The sequence below is a fragment of the Ruegeria sp. C9 genome (genome assembly GCF_056537585.1).
Window position 1 is genome coordinate 565791 of the sequence record NZ_JBQFRU010000001.1, and the last position, 21767, is coordinate 587557.

The window sequence follows — 21767 nt, forward strand, 5'->3', positions numbered from 1 at the left end:
AGCCCACCGATGAATAGGTGTGCGGAAACTGGATAAGCCGGTCAAGAATCTGACAAACCAGCCTTCTGAAGGCTGGCCAACAGTTTCTCGTTAAAAGTGGCGTCAAGTTGCCAAATGGCAAGTATATCCGATGCAACAGATGAAAAATCTGGGCGTAGAACCAACAAACTGCGTAGGGCCGCCTGGGCCTGTTCCCCATTTCCCAGTTTGCTGTGTAGCGCGGCCTGCCATAGATGGGTCCAGAAGAAACCTGGCATATCGATTTGTTCCAATTGTGCCAGCGCCGCTTCATAGTCGCCCTGGTCGAACTCGTAAAAAACCCGCGGAAACAGATACCACTGAGGATGCACAGGGTTCAGAGCGATTGCCCGGTCTACAATAGCAAGTCCTTTGTCCCATTCGCCACTGAACGCCAGACGCATCCTGTAATGGGCCAGAATGTCGGTGTCATTCGGATTCAGGTCAATCGCCCGTTGCCCGGCCTCGCGGAACCCGGCAAAATCACCGAGCACGAACCGCATATTGGCCATCATCAGATGTCCCGCCGCCAGATTTGGGTCGATCTCGACCGCCCGGCGTGCTGCGGCATCGGCTGCGGCCAGAATCTGTTCGCGATTTCCGCCCAGCCCAAAACGTATCTGTTGCAGATACAGGTTCGACAGCACCGCCCAGGCCTCGGCATAATCCGGAGCCTTCTCAAGCGCGTTCAGGATGCAGGATTTGATTTCGGCATGGCGATCCAGATTGATGGTTACCTGATAGCTGTAATAACCAAGCACACAGTCATAAGCATCGCGATTGTTGGGTGGAATTCTATCGGCATCTCGCATCGCGCCAAGCGTCAGTAGCCCGTATTTCCCGGCCAGTTTACCCATTACATCTCGGATAATGCTGTCCTGTACCGCATAGATCTCCTTGGAGGTATCGCTGACCTCATAGCTTTGCGACCAGATATATCTTCGGTCTTTCAGATCAATGAGGCGTGCGGACAGGCGCAAGGTGTCGCCCCTGTCCATCACACTGCCTTCCAGCGCGAAATCAGCGTTGAATTCTGTACGCAAGCTCGCCGTATCAATCTCGGTTTCACCAGAATGCAGTGTGCTGCCAAGGGGCAAGACCCAGATGTCCCGGAACCGGATCAACTCGGTCGTCAACTGCCGGGTAAGACCATCGGCGAGGTACTCGGGGCCCTCTCCCGGAGTTTCAAAGGGCAGTACAGCCACGACGGGTCCTTTGGGCAAGCTGTGATTTGCCTGTTCCTCGGGCGTCCCTGAACGGGCCAATCCCCAGATCAGCCCAAACAATGCCAGGCCAAAGGCGACAGCCAGTCCAATCCCAGCGCGTCGTCGCCCTCTGAGCCCGGCATTGGGTCGGGCGTCAGCAGGTGCCTGATCAAGGCTGGGCAGTGAAGATTTTTCGAACCGCGGCGCGTATCCTCCTTTGGGTATGGTGAGACGTATCGGATCGCCCCGACCGGGTCCGGCATAGTAGGTGTCAATGTCCTGCCTTAGTCGCCGCGCCTCAAGTCGGACAATCGGATCGACCTGCTGGTCGAAGCTTTCGTCGCGGTCAAAGACGGACATGGCAATCGACACGCCTTTGATCTGATCTGAACGACCAGCCAGATATTCCTCGATGATATAGTTCAGAAATGCGCGGCGTTTGGGGCTGGCGGTGAAATCCGGATGATCCAGGATACGTTGCATCTGTACCCGAATTTCGCGCTCGGTAGTATCCACTTCAATATCCCTCTGCCTCGGGAAAACCAAGGAAAACCATTATGTTGGCCTCGTTGATACATGTGTTTTTCGACAGGTGGCAACATGTTTGCACTTCTCGGGAAAAATTCTGCGGATAAGAGGGCCGCACTGCTGGTCGTACAGGCAGGCACCCGGCTTCCAAAAGATCGCGCATCTCGGCACTTCTGGAGGTCAATGCACCGGCGGGACGAATTTCAACCTCGTGGTTCGTCCCGTCAGACCTCCTGCGCTGCGATCTCTTTTGAAGCGTTCATGATAGGAACCGATTATATATGCCACGCCGAACCACCTTACTCTTGACCTTCACCCTTTTGACGCTGACCTCAGGTCTTGCCGTCGCGCAGGAAGATGGTCCTCAGCACTTTGACCCAAAGGGCAAGCTGCCCTCGGATTACACGATCGAATTCCAGCAAACTCTACGCAATAACCTGCCGTTCGATGACGAACGTGACTTTGAAGAAAGCCGCAAGGGGCTAATTGCGGTTCCAGAATACCGCCAGATCAAAACCGAGGATGGCACCGTCGCCTGGGACATCGGCAGCTATGACTATCTGCTCGAGGGCAAAGAGTTCGACTCGATCCACCCGTCGTTGCAGCGTCAGGCGATCCTGAACATGAATTTCGGCCTGTACGAGATTCTCGACGACAGCATCTATCAGGTGCGCGGCTTCGATCTGTCCAACATCACTTTTATTCGTGGCGATACCGGCTGGATCATCTTTGACCCGCTGGCGTCGAAAGAAACCGCCGCCGCCGCCCTGAAGCTGCTGAACGACACCGTGGGCGAACTTCCGGTCAAGGCGGTTGTCTATTCGCATTCCCACGCCGACCATTATGGCGGTGTGCGCGGAGTGATCACCGATGAGGACGTGGCCAACGGCGTGGAGGTGATCGCGCCCGAAGGTTTCATGGAACATGCGGTTTCCGAAAACGTCTATGCGGGCAACGTGATGAACCGCCGTCTGTTTTTCCAATACGGTGTATTGCTGCCGCGCAGCCCGTTCGGCCATGTGGATCAGTCCATCGGCAAGAACATCTCGGCTGGCACCACGGGCCTGATCGAACCGACCCGCTATGTCTCGGACGCGTATGAAGAGATCATCGTAGACGGCGTGCGTATGATCTTCCAGAATACACCGGGTACTGAAGCACCTGCTGAGATGAATACTTATTTCCCCGACCTCAAGGCATTCTGGGCGGCGGAAAACATCACTGGCACAATTCACAACATCTATACCTTGCGTGGCGCACTGGTGCGCGATGCGCTGAGCTGGTCCAAGCATGTCAATGACGCGCTGTACAAGTTTGGGCAGGATGCCGAGTTGATGTTCGCCTCTCACTCTTGGCCCCGTTACGGAAATGAGCGCATTCAAGAAGTGATGCGTGCGCAGCGTGACACTTACGCCAATCTTAACAACGGGGTGTTGAATCTGGCCAACAAGGGCGTGACCATCAATCAGATTCACAACGTCTATGACGTGCCGGAAAGCCTGCAGCAGCAATGGGCCGCACGCAGCTATCATGGCTCGGTCGAGCATAACAGCCGGGCGGTGATAAACCGTTATCTGGGCTACTGGGATGCCAACCCCACCACGCTCACACCTCTGTCGCCAGAAGACAGCGCGCCGCTGTTTGTCGAGATGATGGGCGGCGCCGAACCGATCCTGTCGAAAGGGCAGGAATTGGTCGACACCGGCAAATACCTTGAAGCGACCGAGATTCTGAACAAACTGGTCTACGCCGAACCACAGAACCAGGCCGCCAAGGACCTGTTGGCCGACGCGTTTGAGCAGATCGGGTATCAGAAGGAAAGCCCTTCGGTCCGCAACTCGTTCCTTGGCGCGGCGTTCGAACTGCGCAACGGTATTCCTCAGGGCGCTACTATCGAGACCACCGGTCCCGATACGATCAAGGCCATGCAGACCACGATGTGGCTCGACTTTCTGGCCATTCGTGTCAATAGCGCCAAAGCCGCCGATATGGAGTTCACCATCAACCTGTCGATCCCCGATCGGGACGAGAACATCGTTGTCGAGATGAGCAATGCCACTCTGACTCATATCGTCGATCAGGTGGCGGAAGACGCCGATCTTTCGATCAGTCTGAGCCGCACGGACCTGGAAAAGGTCATGACCGGTGAGCGCAGATTGAACGAGATGCTCGCTGATGGCACCGCGCAGTCTGAGGGCAACGCCGAGATCGTAGCGCAACTGGCTTCGACCCTGGATCAATTCGATTTGGGTTTCGAGTTGATGCCCGGCACCGGCGCGCAGGATTTGACACCACCCGCCAATGATTTTGCCCAGCCCGGGTTAGCAAACTCGAGTGGCGGCTGAGACGGGACCGTCCGATTGAAAGCTGGCTCAGGGTTTTGCTGCCCTGGGCCTCTCTCTTTCTGACTATTGGACCGGGAGAAGCTTTCGACCAGTAGTGCTGGTATCGGAGCAGCAGAATGCCCCGCCCGAACGACTGCTGGATTGCTACCGCCGTGCGCGGACTCTTTCATCCGTGGTGTCAATGCGGGATCAGAATCTTCAGCCTAAGAAAGCCAAAGCGCATGACGCAAAATTCAAACTGGGATGTTCTGAAACTTGCAATTTGTGAACATCAGCCAAGATATCAAAATACCTAGAGGTCCCGATCCGTAGATTTCAATTCACTCCTGGACCTCGTTGCGTACAACGATTCAAAGAACTGGCCGCTTAGCGCCGCGGGTCGGATGGGTATCTTCGAATTGGAGGAAGCTTCACAACCCAATTGTCGAATGTGACGTGGTCAGACTTCAGCTGCGACATGCGATGATCGCTTCCAAATTTCGATAAGACACTGTGTGTCGCAAATCGAAGTATTTAGTGTAATCAATAATGTCTTTGCGGAAACGGCAGCCTCTAGAAGATCATATGTAAGACCGGTTCGAGAACTACTTTAGCGAAACGAACACCTCAACTGGCTGTTTGGTCAGCCCGAACCCATATCTTGCGACACTTCTCAAGTCGTGAGACGAAACTGTATTTCAGGTTCATTGGACCGAAAGTAGTAACCTGATGTTAGAACAGTGGGACGATTAACTGGGCCAGAAATGCTTGTTCTCTGAAGAAGCACCCGTCACACTGTATTTTTCTTCAAGCCAAGGTACTAAATTTGGGTTAGAACGCACATTCTAACCAACGCTTCGCGACATTCTACAAACAGGAAATTCCTTGCCAAGTGGACTAGCCCCTGCCGAACTGATCGCAATCCTAATCGCCGTGACTGATGATCAGCCGCGTGTCATGACCTTGCGTGGCGGTAACGCGCTACCTTCGGGACCGTTCGAATCTTCACACCGCAGCTTGCAAAGCGGCTTGCGGGCCTGGATTGAGGCGCAGACCGGCCATCCGGTGGGATATCTTGAACAGCTTTATACCTTTGCAGACAAGGATCGGGATCCACGCTCGGGTTATGCCGACAACTCTCAGCGTATCTCGATCAGCTATCTCGGTCTGGTGCGGGAGCAGGATACTACCGGTGCTGGACGTCCGGCATGGCGTAGCTGGTATCAGTACTTCCCGTGGGAGGATCATCGTGATCGCAGCCCAGAAGAGCTACCGCAAATTATCAAACGTATCTCAGCTTGGGCAGGAAGTGATCCGCTAAAACTGCAGCGTGTGGACTATCTGTTTGGTTTGAATGGGAAGACTTGGAACGAAGAACTGGTTTTGCAACGTTATGAGCTGATGTACGAAGCAGGGCTTGTTGACACTCCTGAATTCGGTCGTCACATGGAAGCGGACAACCGTCGCATTCTCGCCACCGGCATATCTCGCTTGCGGGCCAAGATAAAATACTCTCCGGTGGTGTTCGAGCTCATGCCCGAAAGCTTCACCTTACTGCAGTTACAGCGCACAGTCGAAGCGCTGTCTGGTCTACACCTGCACAAACCCAATTTTCGCCGCCAGATTGATCAGCAGGAATTGATTGAAGATACCGGTGAAATGTCCAGCGGCACCGGTGGTCGCCCGGCGCGCCTGTTCCGATATAGGCCGGCCATTCTAGAGGCTCGCATGCTGTCGGGCGTCAGATTACCTCTCTCCCGGTCCTGAACCTCGCTTGACATAATCTCGATTCGAGAATAAGCATGACCTCAATATACTCGATTCGAGTATAAATGGAGAAGCCAATGAAAGATTTTCGCCTTCCAGACCTCTACGACCGGGTAAAGCAGATCATCCCGCAACCCGAATGGATGCTGTTTGAAGATGATCTGGAAGCCATCCTTGATCTCAAGCGTGAGAGGAATGCGGTCATCCTCGCCCACAATTATCAAACGCCGGAGATCTTCCATGGAGTTGCCGATATCGTGGGCGACAGCCTTGCGCTTGCGCGCGAAGCTGTCGAGGTTGATGCCGATGTAATTGTGTTGGCTGGTGTGCATTTTATGGCGGAAACTGCCAAGCTGCTGAATCCGGATAAGACAGTGCTGATCCCAGATTTGGGGGCGGGGTGTTCACTGGCGGATTCCATCACACCCGAGGATATTGCGCTTTTGCGCGAAGCCCATCCCGGCGTTCCGGTGATCACATATGTAAACACTTCGGCAGCGGTGAAGGCGGCATCGGATATCTGCTGCACGTCGGGCAACGCAGTAAAGGTGGTGGAATCCCTCGGGGTGTCGCGCGTGTTGATGATCCCGGACGAGTATCTCGCCAAGAACGTCGCCAAAGAGACCGATGTCGAATTGATCGCATGGCATGGACATTGCGAGGTGCACGAACTGTTTACTCCAGCCGATATACGTGAAATGCGCGAAGCGTGGCCGGGTGTTACGGTCCTGGCCCATCCTGAATGCCCGCCCGAAGTGGTTGCCGAAGCAGATTTTTCTGGCTCTACCGCAGTCATGTCGGATTTCGTCGGCGATAAAAAACCGACGCGGGTTTGCCTGCTGACCGAATGCTCGATGAGCGACAACGTGGCGCTGAACCATCCTGAGGTGGAATTCGTGCGCCCCTGTAACCTGTGTCCACATATGAAGCGCATTAGTCTGCGCAACATTCGCAAGGCATTGGAACTGGGTCATCACGAAGTCACCGTCGATCCGGCCATCGCCGAAGATGCGCGCCGCGCGGTAGAACGGATGCTGGCAGTGAAATGATCGGGCTCGAAGGGCTTCATGGTCGAACTGCCATCATCGGTGGCGGCATCGCCGGGCTGACGGCTGCGCTGGAACTGGCTCCACAACCCGTAGTACTAATCACCCTTGCAGGGCTGGGCCAGGAATGTTCCAGCGCTTGGGCTCAAGGAGGGGTTGCCGCCGAACTAGGCACGGATGGTGATCCTGCGCAACACTTGGCCGATACTTTGCGGGCGGGCGACGGGCTGTGCGACGAAACCCTGGCGTCGGCCATTCTCTGCGAAGCGCAAAAGGCGATCACTGGTTTAGAGAAACATGGCGTTCGTTTCGATAGAACCGCCGACGGCACATATGCCTTGGGGCGCGAGGCCGCGCATTCCCGCCGCCGCATACTGCATGCAGGCGGCGACCGCACCGGAGCCGAAATCACATCGGCCCTTGCGAGTGCCGTGTTGCAATGCCAGTCGATCACTTGCTTGACCGGAGTCGAAGCCCGACGGGTGTTAACGCTAGACGGACACGTCACAGGCGTTCATCTGCAAAAAGATGCCCAAGCAGAGGTATTGCGCACATCTCAGGTCGTTATGGCGACAGGCGGTTGCGGCGGTCTGTTTGGTGTCAGCACCAACCCTTCAGGTAATCTCGGCCAGGGTGTCATGATGGCCGCCCGTGCCGGGGCAGCCTTGCGCGATATGGAATTTGTCCAGTTTCATCCCACAGCGCTGGATGCCAAGCAGACACCACTGGCATTGGTCAGTGAAGCCGTCCGGGGCGAAGGCGCAATTCTGATCGACCAAACCGGCAAGCGCTTCATGTCGCATATTCCGGGGGCTGAACTGGCCCCGCGCGACGTGGTGGCTCGTGCCGTGCATCAGGTCATATTGGAAGGTGGGCGAGTGTTTCTTGATGCTCGTGCCGCGCTTGGTGCCGAATTTGTCCAGCGGTTCCCTGGCATCCATGCATTTTGCGCAGCAAGCGGAATTGATCCGGCGCTCGATCCCATACCGATACTTCCGGCTGCGCATTACCACATGGGCGGTATCGCCGTTGATGAGTATGGAAGAAGCACTTTGTCAGGCCTTTGGGCCATAGGTGAATGCGCGGCGACTGGCCTGCATGGTGCCAATCGCCTTGCTAGCAATTCACTGCTGGAGGCGGTGGTGATGGGACGCCGTGCCGCAAATGATGTTGCCACGAGTGAATTGCGAAATCTCTCACTTGCTCCTGCGGTGGACGTGCTGCCTAATTCTGATCCAAGCTTTGTCCGGCCTTTGGTTTCAAAATATCTGGGTGTGATCCGTGACCAGACGGGCCTACGTTTTGCCATTTCAAAGTTGTTGCCGTTGGTCGAAACCGCTGCCTGCGCTTCTGACCCGGCACTAGTCGCGCTTTCGATCGCGGTCTTTGCCGATCTGCGCCGAGAATCGCGGGGCGGACATTACCGAAGTGACTTCCCTAATCCTGAGGCGAACGCGCAATCTCTTTTGATGACTCTGACCGAAGTACTTGCTCATGCGAGTTTGACCAGTCAGGAACCCTTTTTGAGGACTGCTTGAGAAATGACTATCATGCCCCTAGCCCCGTTGCCCCGAACGATGCTGGAGCCGGTGATCCGCCGCGCACTTGATGAAGATTTGGGCCTCGCCGGAGATGTCACCTCTTCGGCTGTTATTCCTTCGGATCATGTTTCCGAAGTTGTGGCTTGCGCGCGTCAATCCGGATGTATTTCCGGTCTGGATTGTGCTGAATTGGCTTGTGAGCTGATAGATCCGTCGATCAAAGTAATCCGCCATGTCGAGGATGGTGGGACAGTCGCGCCCGGCACAGTGATCGCCACTTTCAAAGGGCCGTCGCGCAGTCTGCTGATTGCTGAACGTACGGCGCTCAACTTCTTGGGTCATCTATCGGGTATTGCAAGTGTGACTGCCGATATGGTTCGCCGCGTCGAAGGCACGCGTGCTGCCATCGTCTGTACCCGAAAAACAACGCCCGGTTTGCGGGCGTTAGAGAAATACGCTGTGCGATCAGGCGGCGGCATGAACCATCGCTACTCCCTAAGTGACGCGGTGCTGATCAAGGACAACCACATCGCCATAGCCGGGGGTGTCCGCCCGGCCTTGACGCGGGCCAAAGAGACAGTCGGTCATATGGTCAAGATCGAGATCGAGGTCGACACGCTGGAGCAGTTGGCCGAAGTACTGAAAATCGGTGTTGATGCGGTGCTTCTGGATAACATGGATCCAAAAACCTTAAACGAAGCTATACGCATGATTGATGGTCAAGCCATTGCCGAAGCTTCAGGCGGGATAACCCCAGATAATGTGCGGGCTGTGGCGAACACCGGTGTTGATTTGATTTCTATGGGCTGGATCACCCATAGTGCACACTGCCTCGATATTGGTCTGGATTTTGTGCTCTAACAGCGCCAAGAGTAAACCAACAGTTACGACGCTCATTGCCCAAATTGTCGAAATCAACGGCCTTTCCAAAAGATTGCCAACGGCAAGAGCATCGCGCGCACCATAGGAATCAAGGCAATCAAAAGGTGCGCGGCGGCGCAGCCTGCCTGTTCAGTCTTGTCACTCCGTTAGCCAGCTAAGCTGGGCAAGTTTTAAGTCGCATTCATTCGTCAGAGAGTTGGCGACCGAACCTTTCGTTCTCGCCCACACTCGATTTCTTATGCTGCTCAAATAAGCAGGCCATGACATCTCAATTCGGAGAAACCGCTTCGTCGGCGTCATTGCCTCCGGACGTTTTACCCTCATGGCCGAAGAAAGTCGGATCAGTCTCAAAATCAGGCGCAAGGAACTTGGACATCTGGTCAGGGCTGTCTGTTTCTATATTATATATCAATAATTTATCCGGTTGGTCCTTAAAAAATTCGGGCACCTCCTGATGATGCCGATCCCATTCTTCTGACCAATGATCAATTACCTGATCAACCGACTCGAAATTCATACCCTTACGATAACGCTCGGCATAAAACCCATTGCCATGGTTTCGGCGACTTGCGATCCACCTGTCTTTGTCTCGAGTGTTCAATATGAAATAGGAATTGGGATAATATGCCGCGAGTTGACGAAAATAACGGCAACCTTCAATCACGCGCGAGCCGCTCACCATCTGCATGTCGGTGTAGCCGACCCAACGGTCAATGCCATTGAGCGGCGCATAACCATACTTAAGATTGTTAGCGAGCGCGCGGGCCAGATTGCCACGCTTGAAGTGAACCGTCGGAATGCCGTTGTTATCTAGAAAGGCGGAAATCGACCTTGTGCCGCACTTGTTGAAACCGACCTGAAATATCCGCCGCGTACGGCCTGCACGAGTAGACAGATATTCAGGATGGGTTTTTGATGATTGCGGCACGAAGGAAGGCTCCTACTCGGACTCTGCGGCGGCTTTCTGGTTCGCGCGCATGGCAACTGAAATAAGCTGACGGGCCGTATGCTCCGTCAGAGGTGTGGTTTGGCCAGCCATCATCAGGCGAGCAAAAAACGCGCGTTCAGGTTCTGACTCCAAAAGTTCCTTAAATCGCTTGTGCCGCCATTCGCAGGCCTTGTCATGTAGCTTCTTCAGTGTGGCATCTGATTTTAGCTCGGTAACCCGAGCAGCCCGTGCCGATTGGTAGCGGGAAATAGAGACGTCCTGATCGCTGTTAAAGTTGTAATCGACCCAATAATCCATGCCGATTTTCTCTTTAAAATGCACCCCACGTCCACGCGCACGTTTGAGCAGAAAGGAGTCCATCGCGCCCAAAGCATAATGGTTAAGCTGAACCCTCATGGTCGTATCTTGGGTATAGTTGGAAAATACCCGCTGGCGGCGATGATCGCCACCAAGCAAACGGCCTGATCCATCATACCAGCGCGCCTCATCCACGCGGGTCTGATCAGGCGAAATTGGCCGATGAATGCCTGGTTTACGGTAAATCCCGTTGTTGCGATAAAGCGTTTTGAACATCGAGGCGCGCCACGGCCAAAGGATGGGTTTGGGGGCGCACGAAGTGAACTGTTGGGTCACCGGCGCATCTTCAAAATAAACGATCCCTGCATTTCCGAATAGCCGCCAGGTGAGCGTGATCGCATCCGCCTCGGGGAGGCTATGGATGAGCGCGTTTAATGAGCCGTCGCCAATATGGATATTTACAAACTCATCAATATCGAGCGCCAGTATCCAGTCTGCTTCTTTCAATAGAGGATGTTTGGCGGCTTGTTTCATAGCCTGCCACTGTACGCTCTTATCGGGCTTGGCTTCATGGCTGACATGAGTGATTTGCCCCATCTCTTCGAGTCGGTGCAACATCAGATCGGTGCCATCCGCGCAATCATTCGAGAAGATCAGAAAATCAGTGAAACCAACCATCTGATGATGGGCGAGCCATTCCAACAGGAGCGCGCCTTCATCTTTGACCGTCAGGATCGCTAGCTTTCGTGTCATTCTATTCCTTTGATCCGACGCTTCAGTCTGGTCATCCGCCAGACCGCATGTCATGTGGTGCTCATTGAGAATAACGGTTTTGCAGATGTTCTGAACTGCGAATTTCGCGTAGGAACGAAAAAAGTACGGCGTGGCATCATGTTGCCAACTTGGGTGATTTCCAACTCGGTGGTAGGTGGATCTAAAAGGCTGAGAGTGAACCGAATAGATGCACTTATTGTTCAATTAGCCGTCTTAGCCCTACAGCTCCGTTTGAAAGTGCAGATCGGCGGTAAGACTTCAGCGCTGCCTGCAGATCGCTGAGTTCTGCATCACTCGCCTCTGAAATGCGGGTCAGGCTTGCCTCTAACCCATTGTCAGCAATCAGCATTGGTGGTCGGTAACAGGCCTCTGACCAGCGGTCCATGACGATCGGCACACAGAATCCACCCGAAGAGGACAGGGCAGATGTGATCTTGATCCGTTGATATTGTTCATAGTCAAATGGCATGAGCGGATGTATCACCTGAGCGCCCGCCAGTGCGTCAAAATACGCGGCATGCCCGACCTGCCCGCTGTTGTCCAAAGGCACGCACGTAAAACGCGCGTCAAGCTTTCGGTCCTGGATCTCACTTTCAACCTTGGCGCGATCTCCGCCTCCTGACGGCAGGATGAAATGCAGATTCTGAAAGGCGTCCGGTCGATTGCCAAGAAGTTCCAGCAGGCCAGGGTAATCACGTGTCCGCATGTTAACGTTGCCGGGGATCACGACCTGACGCGGCTGGCCCAACTTTGGTTCCGGATCATCGATCCAATAAAACGGCTCCAACGTCGCGATCCTGTCCATATGGGCTTTGCCCACCCGGCTGATCCATTCAGCCGTGACATGTGCACTCAGGCTGATGTAGCGCGCATTTGGCATCTGAAGCGTCTCGCGCAGGGGTGCCATCTGGCTGAACTGATCCAGATTATGCAGGACCATGATCAATGGCTTCTTCACTCCATGCGCCCAGCTTGCCGCTTTTGGACGACTCAAAGAGGCCATGAGGACGAAGTCATGTTCGGCCGCTTCAATTGCAGCCATAGTAGACTTGATATGTTTTGGTGCATCCGCAGCCCGGTAATCCGGCGTGCTTAAAGGCACATACTCAACATCAAATTCCAATCCCGGGACCAAGGCCATGATATCTCCGCGCAGCTTTAAGATCCGGCGATGCAGAAAGATTCGTGGTCGGTACCCGTTGGCATTACAGGCGGCCACCAAGCTGGGGATGACTTCTTCATGGCGCGGTTCAAATTGTACAATTGCACAGCGCTTCATAGTTTCTTCCTGTTGCCTGGGTTGCCTCGGGCACTCGTTTTCGGTTTGACCCTGTGGAAGTTGTCTATCGATAGCTACACTTGCCGTCTACATCCAACGCCGAACAGGCCGGATCTCAGACCAGATTGTTTGAGCAGAGGTATCCGGTGTGATGGTATTTCCCAGCGTTGCGGTTTCGTTCACTATTCCGATAAAAAGCGGGTTTTAGCAGATCATCACAATCTGGGTCTGTAACTCCGCGGGTCTCGCGTAGATGACTGGCGTGTGATTTGGGGAATAAGGGCTCAAGACGCGCTATATTTGCGCCAGCCAACCAATATAAGTCAGACATATTCACCGCTCGATTTCGAACCGTGAATCGCGCTAGCAAGGTCCGTTTGCTGGGTCGGGATTTGCCGCAGGGTTGCTCTATCAAAGCTTGGTCGTAATGGGTTTGGGTTTCTGCCGAACAGAAGCGGTTTAAGCCCTATCTTCTATCAATTTGAAGCGAAAGATGAGGCGGCATTGTCAAAACGTGAAGCGAGAAGTTTCCAATCTCTTAGTTTACAAGCGGGATCTCAATGCAGTTTCTGCGCCTGCTATGTCGATTGCGAGCTGCGATGCGGGTGGGAAATCAATGGGTTCTGGTTTTGGGTCCACGTGTTTCGATGCGGCGTTTGCCTGCGATGTTGTAGTAGGGGATCTGGTCCAGATCGCAGAGAAAGGTGCCTGGAGCGGCAACGGCTTTCACGTCGCTTGCGATGGGCTGGAAATCCGCCCGGAAATGTGTGGTGCTTTTGACACAGATCACTGAATAGGATGTGGGATTCAGGCCGATATGGGTGAAATGAGCGCGGTCGAGGCATTGGTTGCGCACACTGGTGACGACCAAGTCTATCTTCGCGCCAGCCTCTATCATCCTCAGAGCGGCCGTTTTGCCAAGCGTCGCGATGCCGCCTCCGTACATCTCACCTGAGTATCGGCAGATGCCATCTCCGATGGCCAGAACTTCGAACTTTGCCTCAACGGGGTGGTGCCCGGGCAGACCTGATTTTCCGCCGATGGCCAGGTTCAGTTTTGCGCCTTGGCCTGCACGATGCGCTTTCTCTGCGCTTTCGGCGTCGTGGAAGAGACCCATCAAAACCTCCTGCGCTTCCCCCTCGATCAAAGCGGCCAGAAGTCCGGTGGTATCGGATGTGCCGCCTGCGCCTGCGTTGTCCTGTACATCCGCTAACACGAGCGGTTTGTCGCGATGCGAACGACAGGCCAGAACGGCTTCGTCCAACGACAACATAGAGCAGTCCACATCAGGTTCGCGGGCCAGAAAAAGGTCGACTATTTGATCTACTGCGGCGGTCGCTTGCGCGGCACTGGTCGCGTAGGCAACGCAGGACGGACCAGTATCGGGATAATCTGCCGCTGTAAAACCCAGTGCGATTTCTGCATAGACATGGGCCTGTTCGAACCGGGTGGGCAACTGATAAATCTCATCAAACGGTGCAGCCCAGGTGTATTGCGCATGTAATGGGATCAGATAGGGCACCTGCCGGAAGGCTTTGTGCAGTTTCTCTCCGGCCAGTAGCCTTTGCAGAACCGGTACGCATCGCGCACCGGTTTCGCCCATATCGAGGTGCGGGTACGTGCGGAAAATTGCCAGATAATCCGCCTGCGAGATCATCTGGTCAGAGATATTGGCATGCAGGTCCAGGCTCGCCACGACCGGAACGTCCTGCCCTACCAGATCACGTACTCGGCGCAACAGTTCTCCCTCACCATCAGCAAGGCTTTCAGTCACCATGGCACCGTGCAGGTCAAGATACACTCCGTCCAGCGGTCCCGCGCCGCGAAGGCCATCCAAGATCATAGTACATATTTTCTCGAACGCGTGATCCGTGACATGAGCGCTAGGTTCCGCCGCACACCACAGGATTGGGAAAAGCTCGAAACCTGCCTGGTTCGCGGCGGAAGAAAACCCGGCGATGGGTAGGTTCATGCCTTTGGTGTCTGCGATGACACGCGCGCCATGCAACATTTCGGGCCAGGAATCTGCCATCTCGAACTCGGGCAGACCCGCTTTGGTCGCTCCGAAGCAGTTGGTTTCGTGTTGAAATCCGGCAATGGCAATGCGTTTGGCTATCATTCTAAAATTCCAGTTCTTTTCTGGATTTGGTGGCGCCAAACACAATCTGTCCTCGCCGGATGGTTGCAACAATCGATGTGTCGAGCAGCCGTTCAGGATCATCTAGGGGATTGCGAGAAAGGATGGCGAAATCTGCCAGTTTTCCGGGCTCAATCGAACCGCGCTCATCTTCTTTAAACACTTGCCACGCCGCATCGATAGTTTGTGCCCGGAGCGCAGACAGTACGCTGACCCTTTCCTTTTCACCCAGTTGCCGGCCGGATGCAGTCAGTCGATTCACCGCGCAATGCGCCAGATGGATTGGCCGCGTTGGCGTAACCGACGCGTCATTGTGGATCGTATAGCGTACACCGTATCGTTCCGCAGTTGCGGCTGGCGAAATCCGTTCAGCGCGCTCCGGGCCGAGGAAGGTATCGTAATGTCGGTCCCCCCAGAAATGCACGTGTGCTGAAAAGAAGCTGACAGTTATTCCAAGCCGCGCCATGCGGTCCAGTTGATCGTCGCGCAGAACCTGGCCGTGGATGATTGTATGGCGGTGATCGTCTCGCGGATGCGCTAACAAGGCCTTGTCCACCGCATCGATGAACATCTCGGCCCCGGCATCCCCGTTGCAATGGCAGTGAATCTGAAACCCCATAGCGTGTAGGCGGAGAACCTCGGAATCCATGTCGACCTGCGTGGCATAGATCATGCCACAGGGGTGATCGGGGTCCAGCGACTTGTGGTAGGGCGCAGACAGATAGGCAGTCTGTAACTGGAACGCACCATCGGTAAACAGCTTGCGCGCACCCAGCGTAAAATGTGGGTTGCCGGGCCAGTTATCGTCGATCCAGCCCTGGCTCAGAGCCGGTTCCAGATCGGCAATTGGCAACAATTCCAAATCAATGCCGGGATCCTGATCGGCAGGAAGGCTGGCAAAGTGGTCGAGCATAACCTGCGATGCCCAAGCGTTCTGTGCATAAGTTACTCCGTGGGACAAATACTCATCACGGCAGGCGTTGAACCCTTGCCAGAACCTGTCCCGGCCGATCAGAAAATCAGTGTCGCCCATTTCGCCCATGGCCGACAGCCCTTCGACCAGCCCCGTCAGGGCGCCGGTATCGGGGTCGCGGCCATAACGCCCTCCGGCCGGGTTCGGGGTGTCGCGATTGACGCCATGCAGCTTCAGCGCCATCGAATTGGCCGCGCCGTTGTGACCCGAAGCATGCAGAACCCAGATTGGATGCGCCGTTGAGACATCATCCAGTTCGGCCCGGGTAGGCATGCGGCCTTCTGAAATGGCGGTGTTGTCGAACAAAACGCCCATCACCCAATCGCCCTCGGGCGTCTCTTCGGCCCGGCAGCGCAGCTTTTCCAAAGCTTGCGCCATATCCATACACACGCCGCGCGGAGGTGATGCAAGATCAACCCGAAACAGCTGGATGAAGCCGGGATCGGGGAAGTGGCCGTGCGAGTCGAAGAAGGCCGGTATCAGGGTCTGGCCAGCCAGATCACAAGCACCCGCATCGGATGACATCTGCCGCCGCAGCGTTGCTTCGTCCCCCACCGCAATGATGACATCGTCCCGCACCAACACCGCCTCGGGTCGGGAATTGTCGGCGTCCATCGTCAGGATGGGACCGCCGAAATAGAGTGTTTCCCTCATCCTTTAGTGACCCGGAGCAGGCGCACCCGACAAGGGTGCGAGACAGCGCAGCCCGTGGCCCGCCGCAATCTCCCATTGCGGTGTCTGTGTGCAGATGTCTTTGGCAAACGGGCATCTTTCGCGGAACTCACAGCCCGACGGGCGTTGCAAGAGGCTGGGCGGCTCACCTTTGAGCGCGATCCGTTCAAGGCGCGCATCGGGGTCCGGCTCGGGGTTGGCGCTTAGCAGGCAGCGGGTATAGGGGTGGCGCGGATCGTCGAAGATCGCCTCTGTCGTGCCTTCCTCGACCAGTCGACCCAGATACATAATGCCCATGCGGTCTGCCACGTGGCGCACCACGTTCAGGTTGTGGGTGATGATCACCATCGCCAGGCCCAGGCGTTCCCGCAGGTCGTTGAGCAGGTTCAGCAGCTCACCCTGTACCGAAACATCCAGCCCTGCCGTTGGTTCATCCGCCAGGATCAGTTTCGGCTCCAGCGCCAAAGCGCGGGCAACACCAACCCGTCGTGCCTGGCCACCGGACAATTGATAGGGGTAGCGGTCCGCGAAATGCACCGGCAGGTTCACCATTTCCAGCAGACGCTTGGCTTCGGCATCCAGATCGCGATCTTTCATGCCCTGAATGCGATAGGGTTCCGTGATCAGGCTTCGAATTGTCAGGCGTGGTGACAAGCTGCCCACAGGGTCCTGAAACATCATCGCCATGTCCTTGCGCAGCGGACGCATTACCCGTTCCGGCGCGCCTCGTATCTCTTGCGTGTCAAACACGACCGAACCGGCCTGCGCCGGGGCCAGGCCCGCAATCGCACGAATGACAGTTGTCTTGCCCGAACCGCTTTCGCCGACAAGCGCATAGGTTTCGCCAGCTTCGACCTCAAAGCTGACGCCCGCCAGCACGTTGACCGGGCCATAGCTGGTTTGCAGGTCTTGGACATTCAGCAGGCTCATGTCACGGCCTCCTCATGGTTCAGCCAGCAGGCGGCGTGATGCCCTTCTTTCAGACGATCCAACGGCGGAACGACCGTTGCGCAGCGTGGCATCGCCTGATCGCAGCGGTCGCGGAAAATACAGCCGCCGGGCAGGTTGGCCAGATCGGGCACTTCGCCCGGAATAGTTGGCAGAACCCGCGCGCGTTCCTTGATATGGCCGGGATCGCAATCAATCAGACGGCGTGTGTAAGGGTGCTTGGGATTGTGAAAAATCTCGCGCACCTCGCCGCTTTCGACCACGGCGCCTGCGTACATCACAACCACTCGGTCGCACAGTTCCGCGATCACACCCAGATGGTGTGAGATAAATAGTATGGCGCAATGGAATTCGCGCTGCAGCTCTTTCAGGCGTTCGATGATCTGCACCTCAAGCGTGGCGTCCAGCGCGGTGGTCGGCTCATCCGCGATCAGCAGGTCGGTTTCTGACATCAACGCCATGGCGATCGCGATCCGCTGCCGCATCCCGCCCGAGAACTCATGCGGGAACTGCTTTAACCGCGCCTCTGGGTCCGGGATACCGACAGCCCCCAGCATCTTTGCCGCATTGGCCAGTTTTTCCTGCTTACTAGCCTTGGACCGGTGCTGAATATCGACCATCTGCTGGCCAATGGTCAGAACCGGATTGTGGGTCTGCATCGGGTCCTGAAAGATGATCGAGATATCGGCCCCGCGCAGATCACGCATCCTGCGTTCAGGCACTTGCAACAGATCCTGCCCCTTAAAGCGTATTTCGCCTTGCCGGAACCGCGTGTTCGGTGCGGTCAGCCGCAGGATCGACGAGATCAAGGTTGATTTTCCGCAACCAGACTCACCGACAATACCCACGATTTCACCTTTGCGGATGTCAAAGGTGATATCCCGCAATGCCTTGAGATCTCCGCGTGCCGTTTCATAATCGACGCTGAGGTTCTCGATTTCCAGAAGAGTTTCGGTCATCGCTGTTTCCTCAGTTTGGGATCAACCACGTCGCGCAGGGATTCCCCTAAAAACGTAAAGCCCAGGGTTGCCAGAATGATCGGCAGACCGCCGCCCACCACCAGCCAAGGTGTCTGTCGGATCAGGGAATACCCGTCCTTCAGAAGTGCGCCCCAACTGGGGGTTGGGGGCTTCACGCCAAGCCCGAGAAAGGACAGCCCCGCCTCAAGCGCGATTACCGTCGGGATGTCCATAGCAGCCAGGACGGCCAAAACCCCCACGATATTTGGTAGCATGTGCACACCCAAGATGCGGGCCATGCTGGCCCCCATCGACCGCTCGGCCAGAATGAACTCGGAGTTGCGCAACGTCAGGGTCTGCGTTCGCGCCACACGGCCATAGGTTGGGATCGAAGTCGCCATCACCACGAACACAACCGTTTGCAAACTGGGACCGACCAGGGCCACAACGGCCAGCGCGAACATCACGGTTGGGAAGGATCGGATGGTGTCAAAGAACAACATCAACAGGTTGTCGAGCCATTTTGGCCCATACCCCGCAATCATTCCCAAGGTTAGGCCAATTGCCATAGCACCAAAGACGGCAGGCAAGGCGACTTTCAACGCAACCTGACCGCCGGCAATCACGCGGGAAAACGTATCGCGGCCAAGTTGGTCCGTACCCAGAAGGTGCTCGGCAGACGGGCCTTGCAACCGGGCTTTGATATCCATGGCCACAGGATCATAGGGCACAATCCAATAGGCGAAAATCGCACAGAAGACGATGGTGCCGACAATGACCAAACCAATCAGACCCAGAGGGTCGCGGGCGACGCCGACAATGATCTGACCAAGTTCAGAACGAGATTTTTCCATTTCGGCTTTCCTCAATGCGCTTGTCTAGCGCGTGGGTCGAGCCACGCATTGATCAGATCCGCCAGTGCGGTCGACACGACGAACAAACCGGTTGAGATCAGAACCGAGCCCATGACAATCGGGTAATTGCGGGTGGTTATGCTGTCGATCACCAGCTTGCCCAGACCCGGGCGCGCGAACACTATTTCGGCGAATACGGCCGAACTCAGCAGGAAACCCATGCCGACGCCGATCACCGTGACAACCGGAAGAATGGCGATACGCAAGGCATAAACCATCACCACGCGGCGCTCTGCGATACCGAAGGCTCGTGCTGTCCGAACGTGGTTTTCGCCTAAGACTTCCAACATCGAGGCGCGCACCAACCGCGCGATGTAGCCCACCCAGCTTAGCCCGATGGCAAAGGCGGGCAAAACGAGGTGATCAATGCGACCCCAGAAGCCTTCGCCCGCGCCGATGGCTGGAAACCACTGAAGATGCACGGCAAAGACCAATAGCGACAGAAGTGCTACGACAAAGGCGGGTGCTGCAACAAAACTGACCGAAATCGCCGCCGCAATGCGATCGATCAGAGTGTTTGGATGGGCGGCGGCATATGCCCCAAGCGCAATTCCCAAAGTGGCGGACCACAGGATCGACGCAAAGATCAGTTCCAGAGTGTAGGGTAGCTGCTGAAACACGATATCTGTCACGGACCGGCCCGAGAATACGTCGATTCCCAGATCGCCACGGACCAGGTTTCCATAGAATATGACCAGCTGTTTCCAGATTGGTTGATCCAGCGCCAACGCAGCGGTGAGCTGGGCCTGAAGCTCAGGTGTTGCGCGTGGCCCCAACATGATCTGGACCGGGTCCCCGGGGACGGCGCGGATCATCAGGAACATGACGGTAACCGCCACGAACAGGATAAGCAGCGCTAGCCCGAAGCGGCGGGTTGCAAACTTCAACATGAAAAGCTGGCTCCTTGTGGATGGGTGGCGAGCTGTTTTGTCCGGCGGGCGTCAAACCCCGCCGGACATAGCCGACCTTGGGGAGGTCAGGTCGCCTTGCCGAAGTACCGCAGCAGTGCCAGACCGTCGGGTCTTAGCGCGGGGGTGACACGCGCCGAATGAATCACCGGTGTCGCCTCGTGGGTGATAAAGCGGTAGGCACCACTTTCTTCCATCAGATCCTGCGCCCGCTGATACATCTCAGCGCGTTTGGCCACATCCGCTTCCTTGAATGCCGAGTTGTGAATTTCGTCAAATTCAGCGTTGCTGAACCGCTCCCAGTTCCAGATGCCGACCTGTTCGGTGGTGAACCAGGCCGTCGCATAATATGGATCGGGGGTCATCGAGAAGCGGTTCAGAACCAGTTGCAGGTTCTCGTTGTCTCCGCTTGCCCAGAATGCACCGGATTCCAGTACGTTGACTTCGACCGTGATCCCGATCTGCGCCAGAGTTGCCTGAATGATCTGAGCCGTCGTTGTGAAAGTGGTCTTGTTCAGCGTGTCCAGCGTAAGCGTCACATTGGTCTCGCCAGATTCCGCCAGCAATTGCGCCGCTTTCTCGAAGTTTGCCGCCGGAGGGACCAGAGATTGCGGGCGGTGGCCCGCAAGGCCAGGTGCGATGATGCCTGTCGAGGGTTCAGCGGCTCCAAAATAGGCCGCCTCTAGGATGCTTGGTACGTCGACTGCATGTTGAATCGCCTGACGCAGTTTTGGGTTCTGAAGCTTGGGGTGATCCAGATTCATGCCCAACCAGACATAGAATAGTGAGGGTTTCTCGACCAAAGATCCGCCATTCGGAACACCGGCCCGATAGCGTTCGACCGATCCCAGCGAAACCCGAGTCATGTCTAGTTCGCCCGCCTCAAAGGCGATCTCGGCGGTGTTTTCGTCGTCGATCGGCAGGATTTCGATTGTGTCCCATGTTGGTGCGTCACCCTTCCAATCCGGGTTGCGCTTAAGCACGGTTTTTTCTTTGGGTGACCAGCTGTCCCGCAGATAAGGGCCGGATTCAGCGACCGGATCAGCCCCGATGCGGCCCCCTGCGGCCTCGACCGCAGCTTTCGAGACGATGTTGCCGGTTATGTAAGGCAGGGCGATCGACCAAATCGGAGCAAACGGCTCGTTGAGAACGATGGTACCTTCGCGTTCGCTGCTCACTTCGACATGGCTGAACGGACCCAAATCGGGCTTGTTCGGGCTTTCGGTCGCATCGTCCACGATGCGCTCCATGCTGAATTTCACGTCTTCAGCGGTCATCGCACCGAAGCCATTGGTGAAACCGATATCATCGCGTAGTGCGAACTTGATATGGGTCGGGTCAACCTGCTCGATCATCGCCGCCGCATCCAGCTGCCAACCCCATTCCTCGCCGGGCTTGTATTGGATCAACTTGTTGTAAATCGAGGCATGCACTTCTTCTTCGACAACACCGACGGAATGTGCGGGGTCCATGTTCTGGGCATCACCGTAGGCGCGCACCCGCAACACCCCGTCATCAGCGGCGAAGGCGCGATTGGCCCAGCTTGCAGGCAGCGCGGATGCCGCCCCAAGCGCAGTTGCCCCTTTCAAGAAGCCCCTGCGCCCGACATTTGCTTTTGTCCATTCGATTTTCATGATGTTCTCCCT

16 protein-coding genes are annotated in these 21767 nt (G+C 55.9%); 5 read left to right on the forward strand and 11 right to left on the reverse strand.

Going from position 1 to position 21767, the window contains the following annotated elements:
• Positions 1-41: 41 nt before the first annotated feature.
• On the reverse strand, positions 42-1739 hold the full coding sequence (locus tag ACR0NE_RS02615; protein WP_170596277.1) for a tetratricopeptide repeat protein: 1698 nt from the start codon (positions 1737-1739) through the stop codon (positions 42-44).
• 293 nt (positions 1740-2032) lie between these two features.
• Between ACR0NE_RS02615 and ACR0NE_RS02620 the strand changes: the two genes are divergently transcribed.
• The 5 genes from ACR0NE_RS02620 to nadC all read left to right on the forward strand — a co-directional run bounded on the left by ACR0NE_RS02620 (position 2033) and on the right by nadC (position 9290).
• Positions 2033-4096 carry an alkyl sulfatase dimerization domain-containing protein gene (locus ACR0NE_RS02620; protein WP_170596274.1) on the forward strand — a complete coding sequence of 688 codons (2064 nt, stop codon included), beginning with the start codon at positions 2033-2035 and terminating at the stop codon, positions 4094-4096.
• An 864-nt stretch (positions 4097-4960) separates the two neighbouring features.
• Positions 4961-5842: an NUDIX hydrolase gene (locus tag ACR0NE_RS02625; protein WP_170561666.1), complete on the forward strand. Its 882-nt coding sequence runs from the start codon at positions 4961-4963 to the stop codon at positions 5840-5842.
• Between the two features lie 77 nt (positions 5843-5919).
• Entirely contained in the window at positions 5920-6891 is a 972-nt protein-coding gene (gene nadA / locus ACR0NE_RS02630; RefSeq protein ID WP_170596272.1) for a quinolinate synthase NadA, read from the forward strand.
• The gene (locus ACR0NE_RS02635; protein ID WP_170596270.1) at positions 6888-8426 is read left to right on the forward strand and encodes an L-aspartate oxidase; all 1539 of its coding nucleotides are present in this window, start codon (positions 6888-6890) and stop codon (positions 8424-8426) included. The genes nadA and ACR0NE_RS02635 overlap by 4 nt, the downstream gene beginning before the upstream one ends.
• Positions 8427-8438: 12 nt before the next feature.
• Positions 8439-9290 carry a carboxylating nicotinate-nucleotide diphosphorylase gene (gene nadC / locus ACR0NE_RS02640; RefSeq protein WP_170596268.1) on the forward strand — a complete coding sequence of 284 codons (852 nt, stop codon included), beginning with the start codon at positions 8439-8441 and terminating at the stop codon, positions 9288-9290.
• A 289-nt stretch (positions 9291-9579) separates the two neighbouring features.
• Here the strand turns inward: nadC and ACR0NE_RS02645 are convergent, their stop codons facing one another.
• The 10 genes from ACR0NE_RS02645 to ACR0NE_RS02690 all read right to left on the reverse strand — a co-directional run bounded on the left by ACR0NE_RS02645 (position 9580) and on the right by ACR0NE_RS02690 (position 21755).
• Entirely contained in the window at positions 9580-10239 is a 660-nt protein-coding gene (locus ACR0NE_RS02645) for a sulfotransferase (RefSeq protein WP_170596266.1), read from the reverse strand.
• Positions 10240-10251: 12 nt separating this feature from the next.
• A complete protein-coding gene (locus ACR0NE_RS02650) occupies positions 10252-11535 on the reverse strand; it encodes a glycosyltransferase family 2 protein (RefSeq protein WP_480459507.1) in 1284 nt (427 codons plus the stop codon).
• Positions 11525-12610, reverse strand: coding sequence for a hypothetical protein (locus ACR0NE_RS02655; RefSeq protein ID WP_170596264.1), 1086 nt, complete (start codon positions 12608-12610; stop codon positions 11525-11527). The genes ACR0NE_RS02650 and ACR0NE_RS02655 overlap by 11 nt, the downstream gene beginning before the upstream one ends.
• 613 nt (positions 12611-13223) lie before the next feature.
• Positions 13224-14729, reverse strand: coding sequence for a M81 family metallopeptidase (locus ACR0NE_RS02660; RefSeq protein ID WP_170596262.1), 1506 nt, complete (start codon positions 14727-14729; stop codon positions 13224-13226).
• 1 nt (position 14730) lies between these two features.
• Positions 14731-16374: an amidohydrolase gene (locus ACR0NE_RS02665; RefSeq protein ID WP_170596259.1), complete on the reverse strand. Its 1644-nt coding sequence runs from the start codon at positions 16372-16374 to the stop codon at positions 14731-14733.
• Between the two features lie 3 nt (positions 16375-16377).
• Positions 16378-17322, reverse strand: a complete 945-nt coding sequence (locus ACR0NE_RS02670) for an ABC transporter ATP-binding protein (RefSeq protein WP_170596257.1) — start codon at positions 17320-17322, stop codon at positions 16378-16380.
• Positions 17319-18299 (reverse strand): ABC transporter ATP-binding protein, encoded by a 981-nt coding sequence (locus ACR0NE_RS02675; RefSeq protein ID WP_170596255.1) that lies wholly within the window; start codon positions 18297-18299, stop codon positions 17319-17321. Before ACR0NE_RS02675 ends, ACR0NE_RS02670 begins: the two co-directional genes overlap by 4 nt.
• Complete coding sequence (locus tag ACR0NE_RS02680) at positions 18296-19153, reverse strand: ABC transporter permease (RefSeq protein WP_170512064.1); 858 nt, start codon at positions 19151-19153, stop codon at positions 18296-18298. The genes ACR0NE_RS02675 and ACR0NE_RS02680 overlap by 4 nt, the downstream gene beginning before the upstream one ends.
• An 11-nt stretch (positions 19154-19164) precedes the next feature.
• On the reverse strand, positions 19165-20103 hold the full coding sequence (locus ACR0NE_RS02685; protein WP_170422950.1) for an ABC transporter permease: 939 nt from the start codon (positions 20101-20103) through the stop codon (positions 19165-19167).
• Between the two features lie 86 nt (positions 20104-20189).
• Positions 20190-21755: an ABC transporter substrate-binding protein gene (locus tag ACR0NE_RS02690; RefSeq protein ID WP_170509482.1), complete on the reverse strand. Its 1566-nt coding sequence runs from the start codon at positions 21753-21755 to the stop codon at positions 20190-20192.
• Positions 21756-21767: the final 12 nt, after the last annotated feature.

Coding starts and splice junctions, on each gene's coding strand:
- ACR0NE_RS02685 (WP_170422950.1), bottom strand. CDS start 20,103: ATGTTGAAGTTTGCAACCCGCCGCTTCGGGCTAGCGCTGCTTATCCTG.
- ACR0NE_RS02670 (WP_170596257.1), bottom strand. CDS start 17,322: ATGAGCCTGCTGAATGTCCAAGACCTGCAAACCAGCTATGGCCCGGTC.
- nadC (WP_170596268.1), top strand. CDS start 8,439: ATGCCCCTAGCCCCGTTGCCCCGAACGATGCTGGAGCCGGTGATCCGC.
- ACR0NE_RS02665 (WP_170596259.1), bottom strand. CDS start 16,374: ATGAGGGAAACACTCTATTTCGGCGGTCCCATCCTGACGATGGACGCC.
- ACR0NE_RS02680 (WP_170512064.1), bottom strand. CDS start 19,153: ATGGAAAAATCTCGTTCTGAACTTGGTCAGATCATTGTCGGCGTCGCC.
- ACR0NE_RS02660 (WP_170596262.1), bottom strand. CDS start 14,729: ATGATAGCCAAACGCATTGCCATTGCCGGATTTCAACACGAAACCAAC.
- ACR0NE_RS02690 (WP_170509482.1), bottom strand. CDS start 21,755: ATGAAAATCGAATGGACAAAAGCAAATGTCGGGCGCAGGGGCTTCTTG.
- ACR0NE_RS02675 (WP_170596255.1), bottom strand. CDS start 18,299: ATGACCGAAACTCTTCTGGAAATCGAGAACCTCAGCGTCGATTATGAA.
- ACR0NE_RS02620 (WP_170596274.1), top strand. CDS start 2,033: ATGCCACGCCGAACCACCTTACTCTTGACCTTCACCCTTTTGACGCTG.
- ACR0NE_RS02655 (WP_170596264.1), bottom strand. CDS start 12,610: ATGAAGCGCTGTGCAATTGTACAATTTGAACCGCGCCATGAAGAAGTC.
- nadA (WP_170596272.1), top strand. CDS start 5,920: ATGAAAGATTTTCGCCTTCCAGACCTCTACGACCGGGTAAAGCAGATC.
- ACR0NE_RS02635 (WP_170596270.1), top strand. CDS start 6,888: ATGATCGGGCTCGAAGGGCTTCATGGTCGAACTGCCATCATCGGTGGC.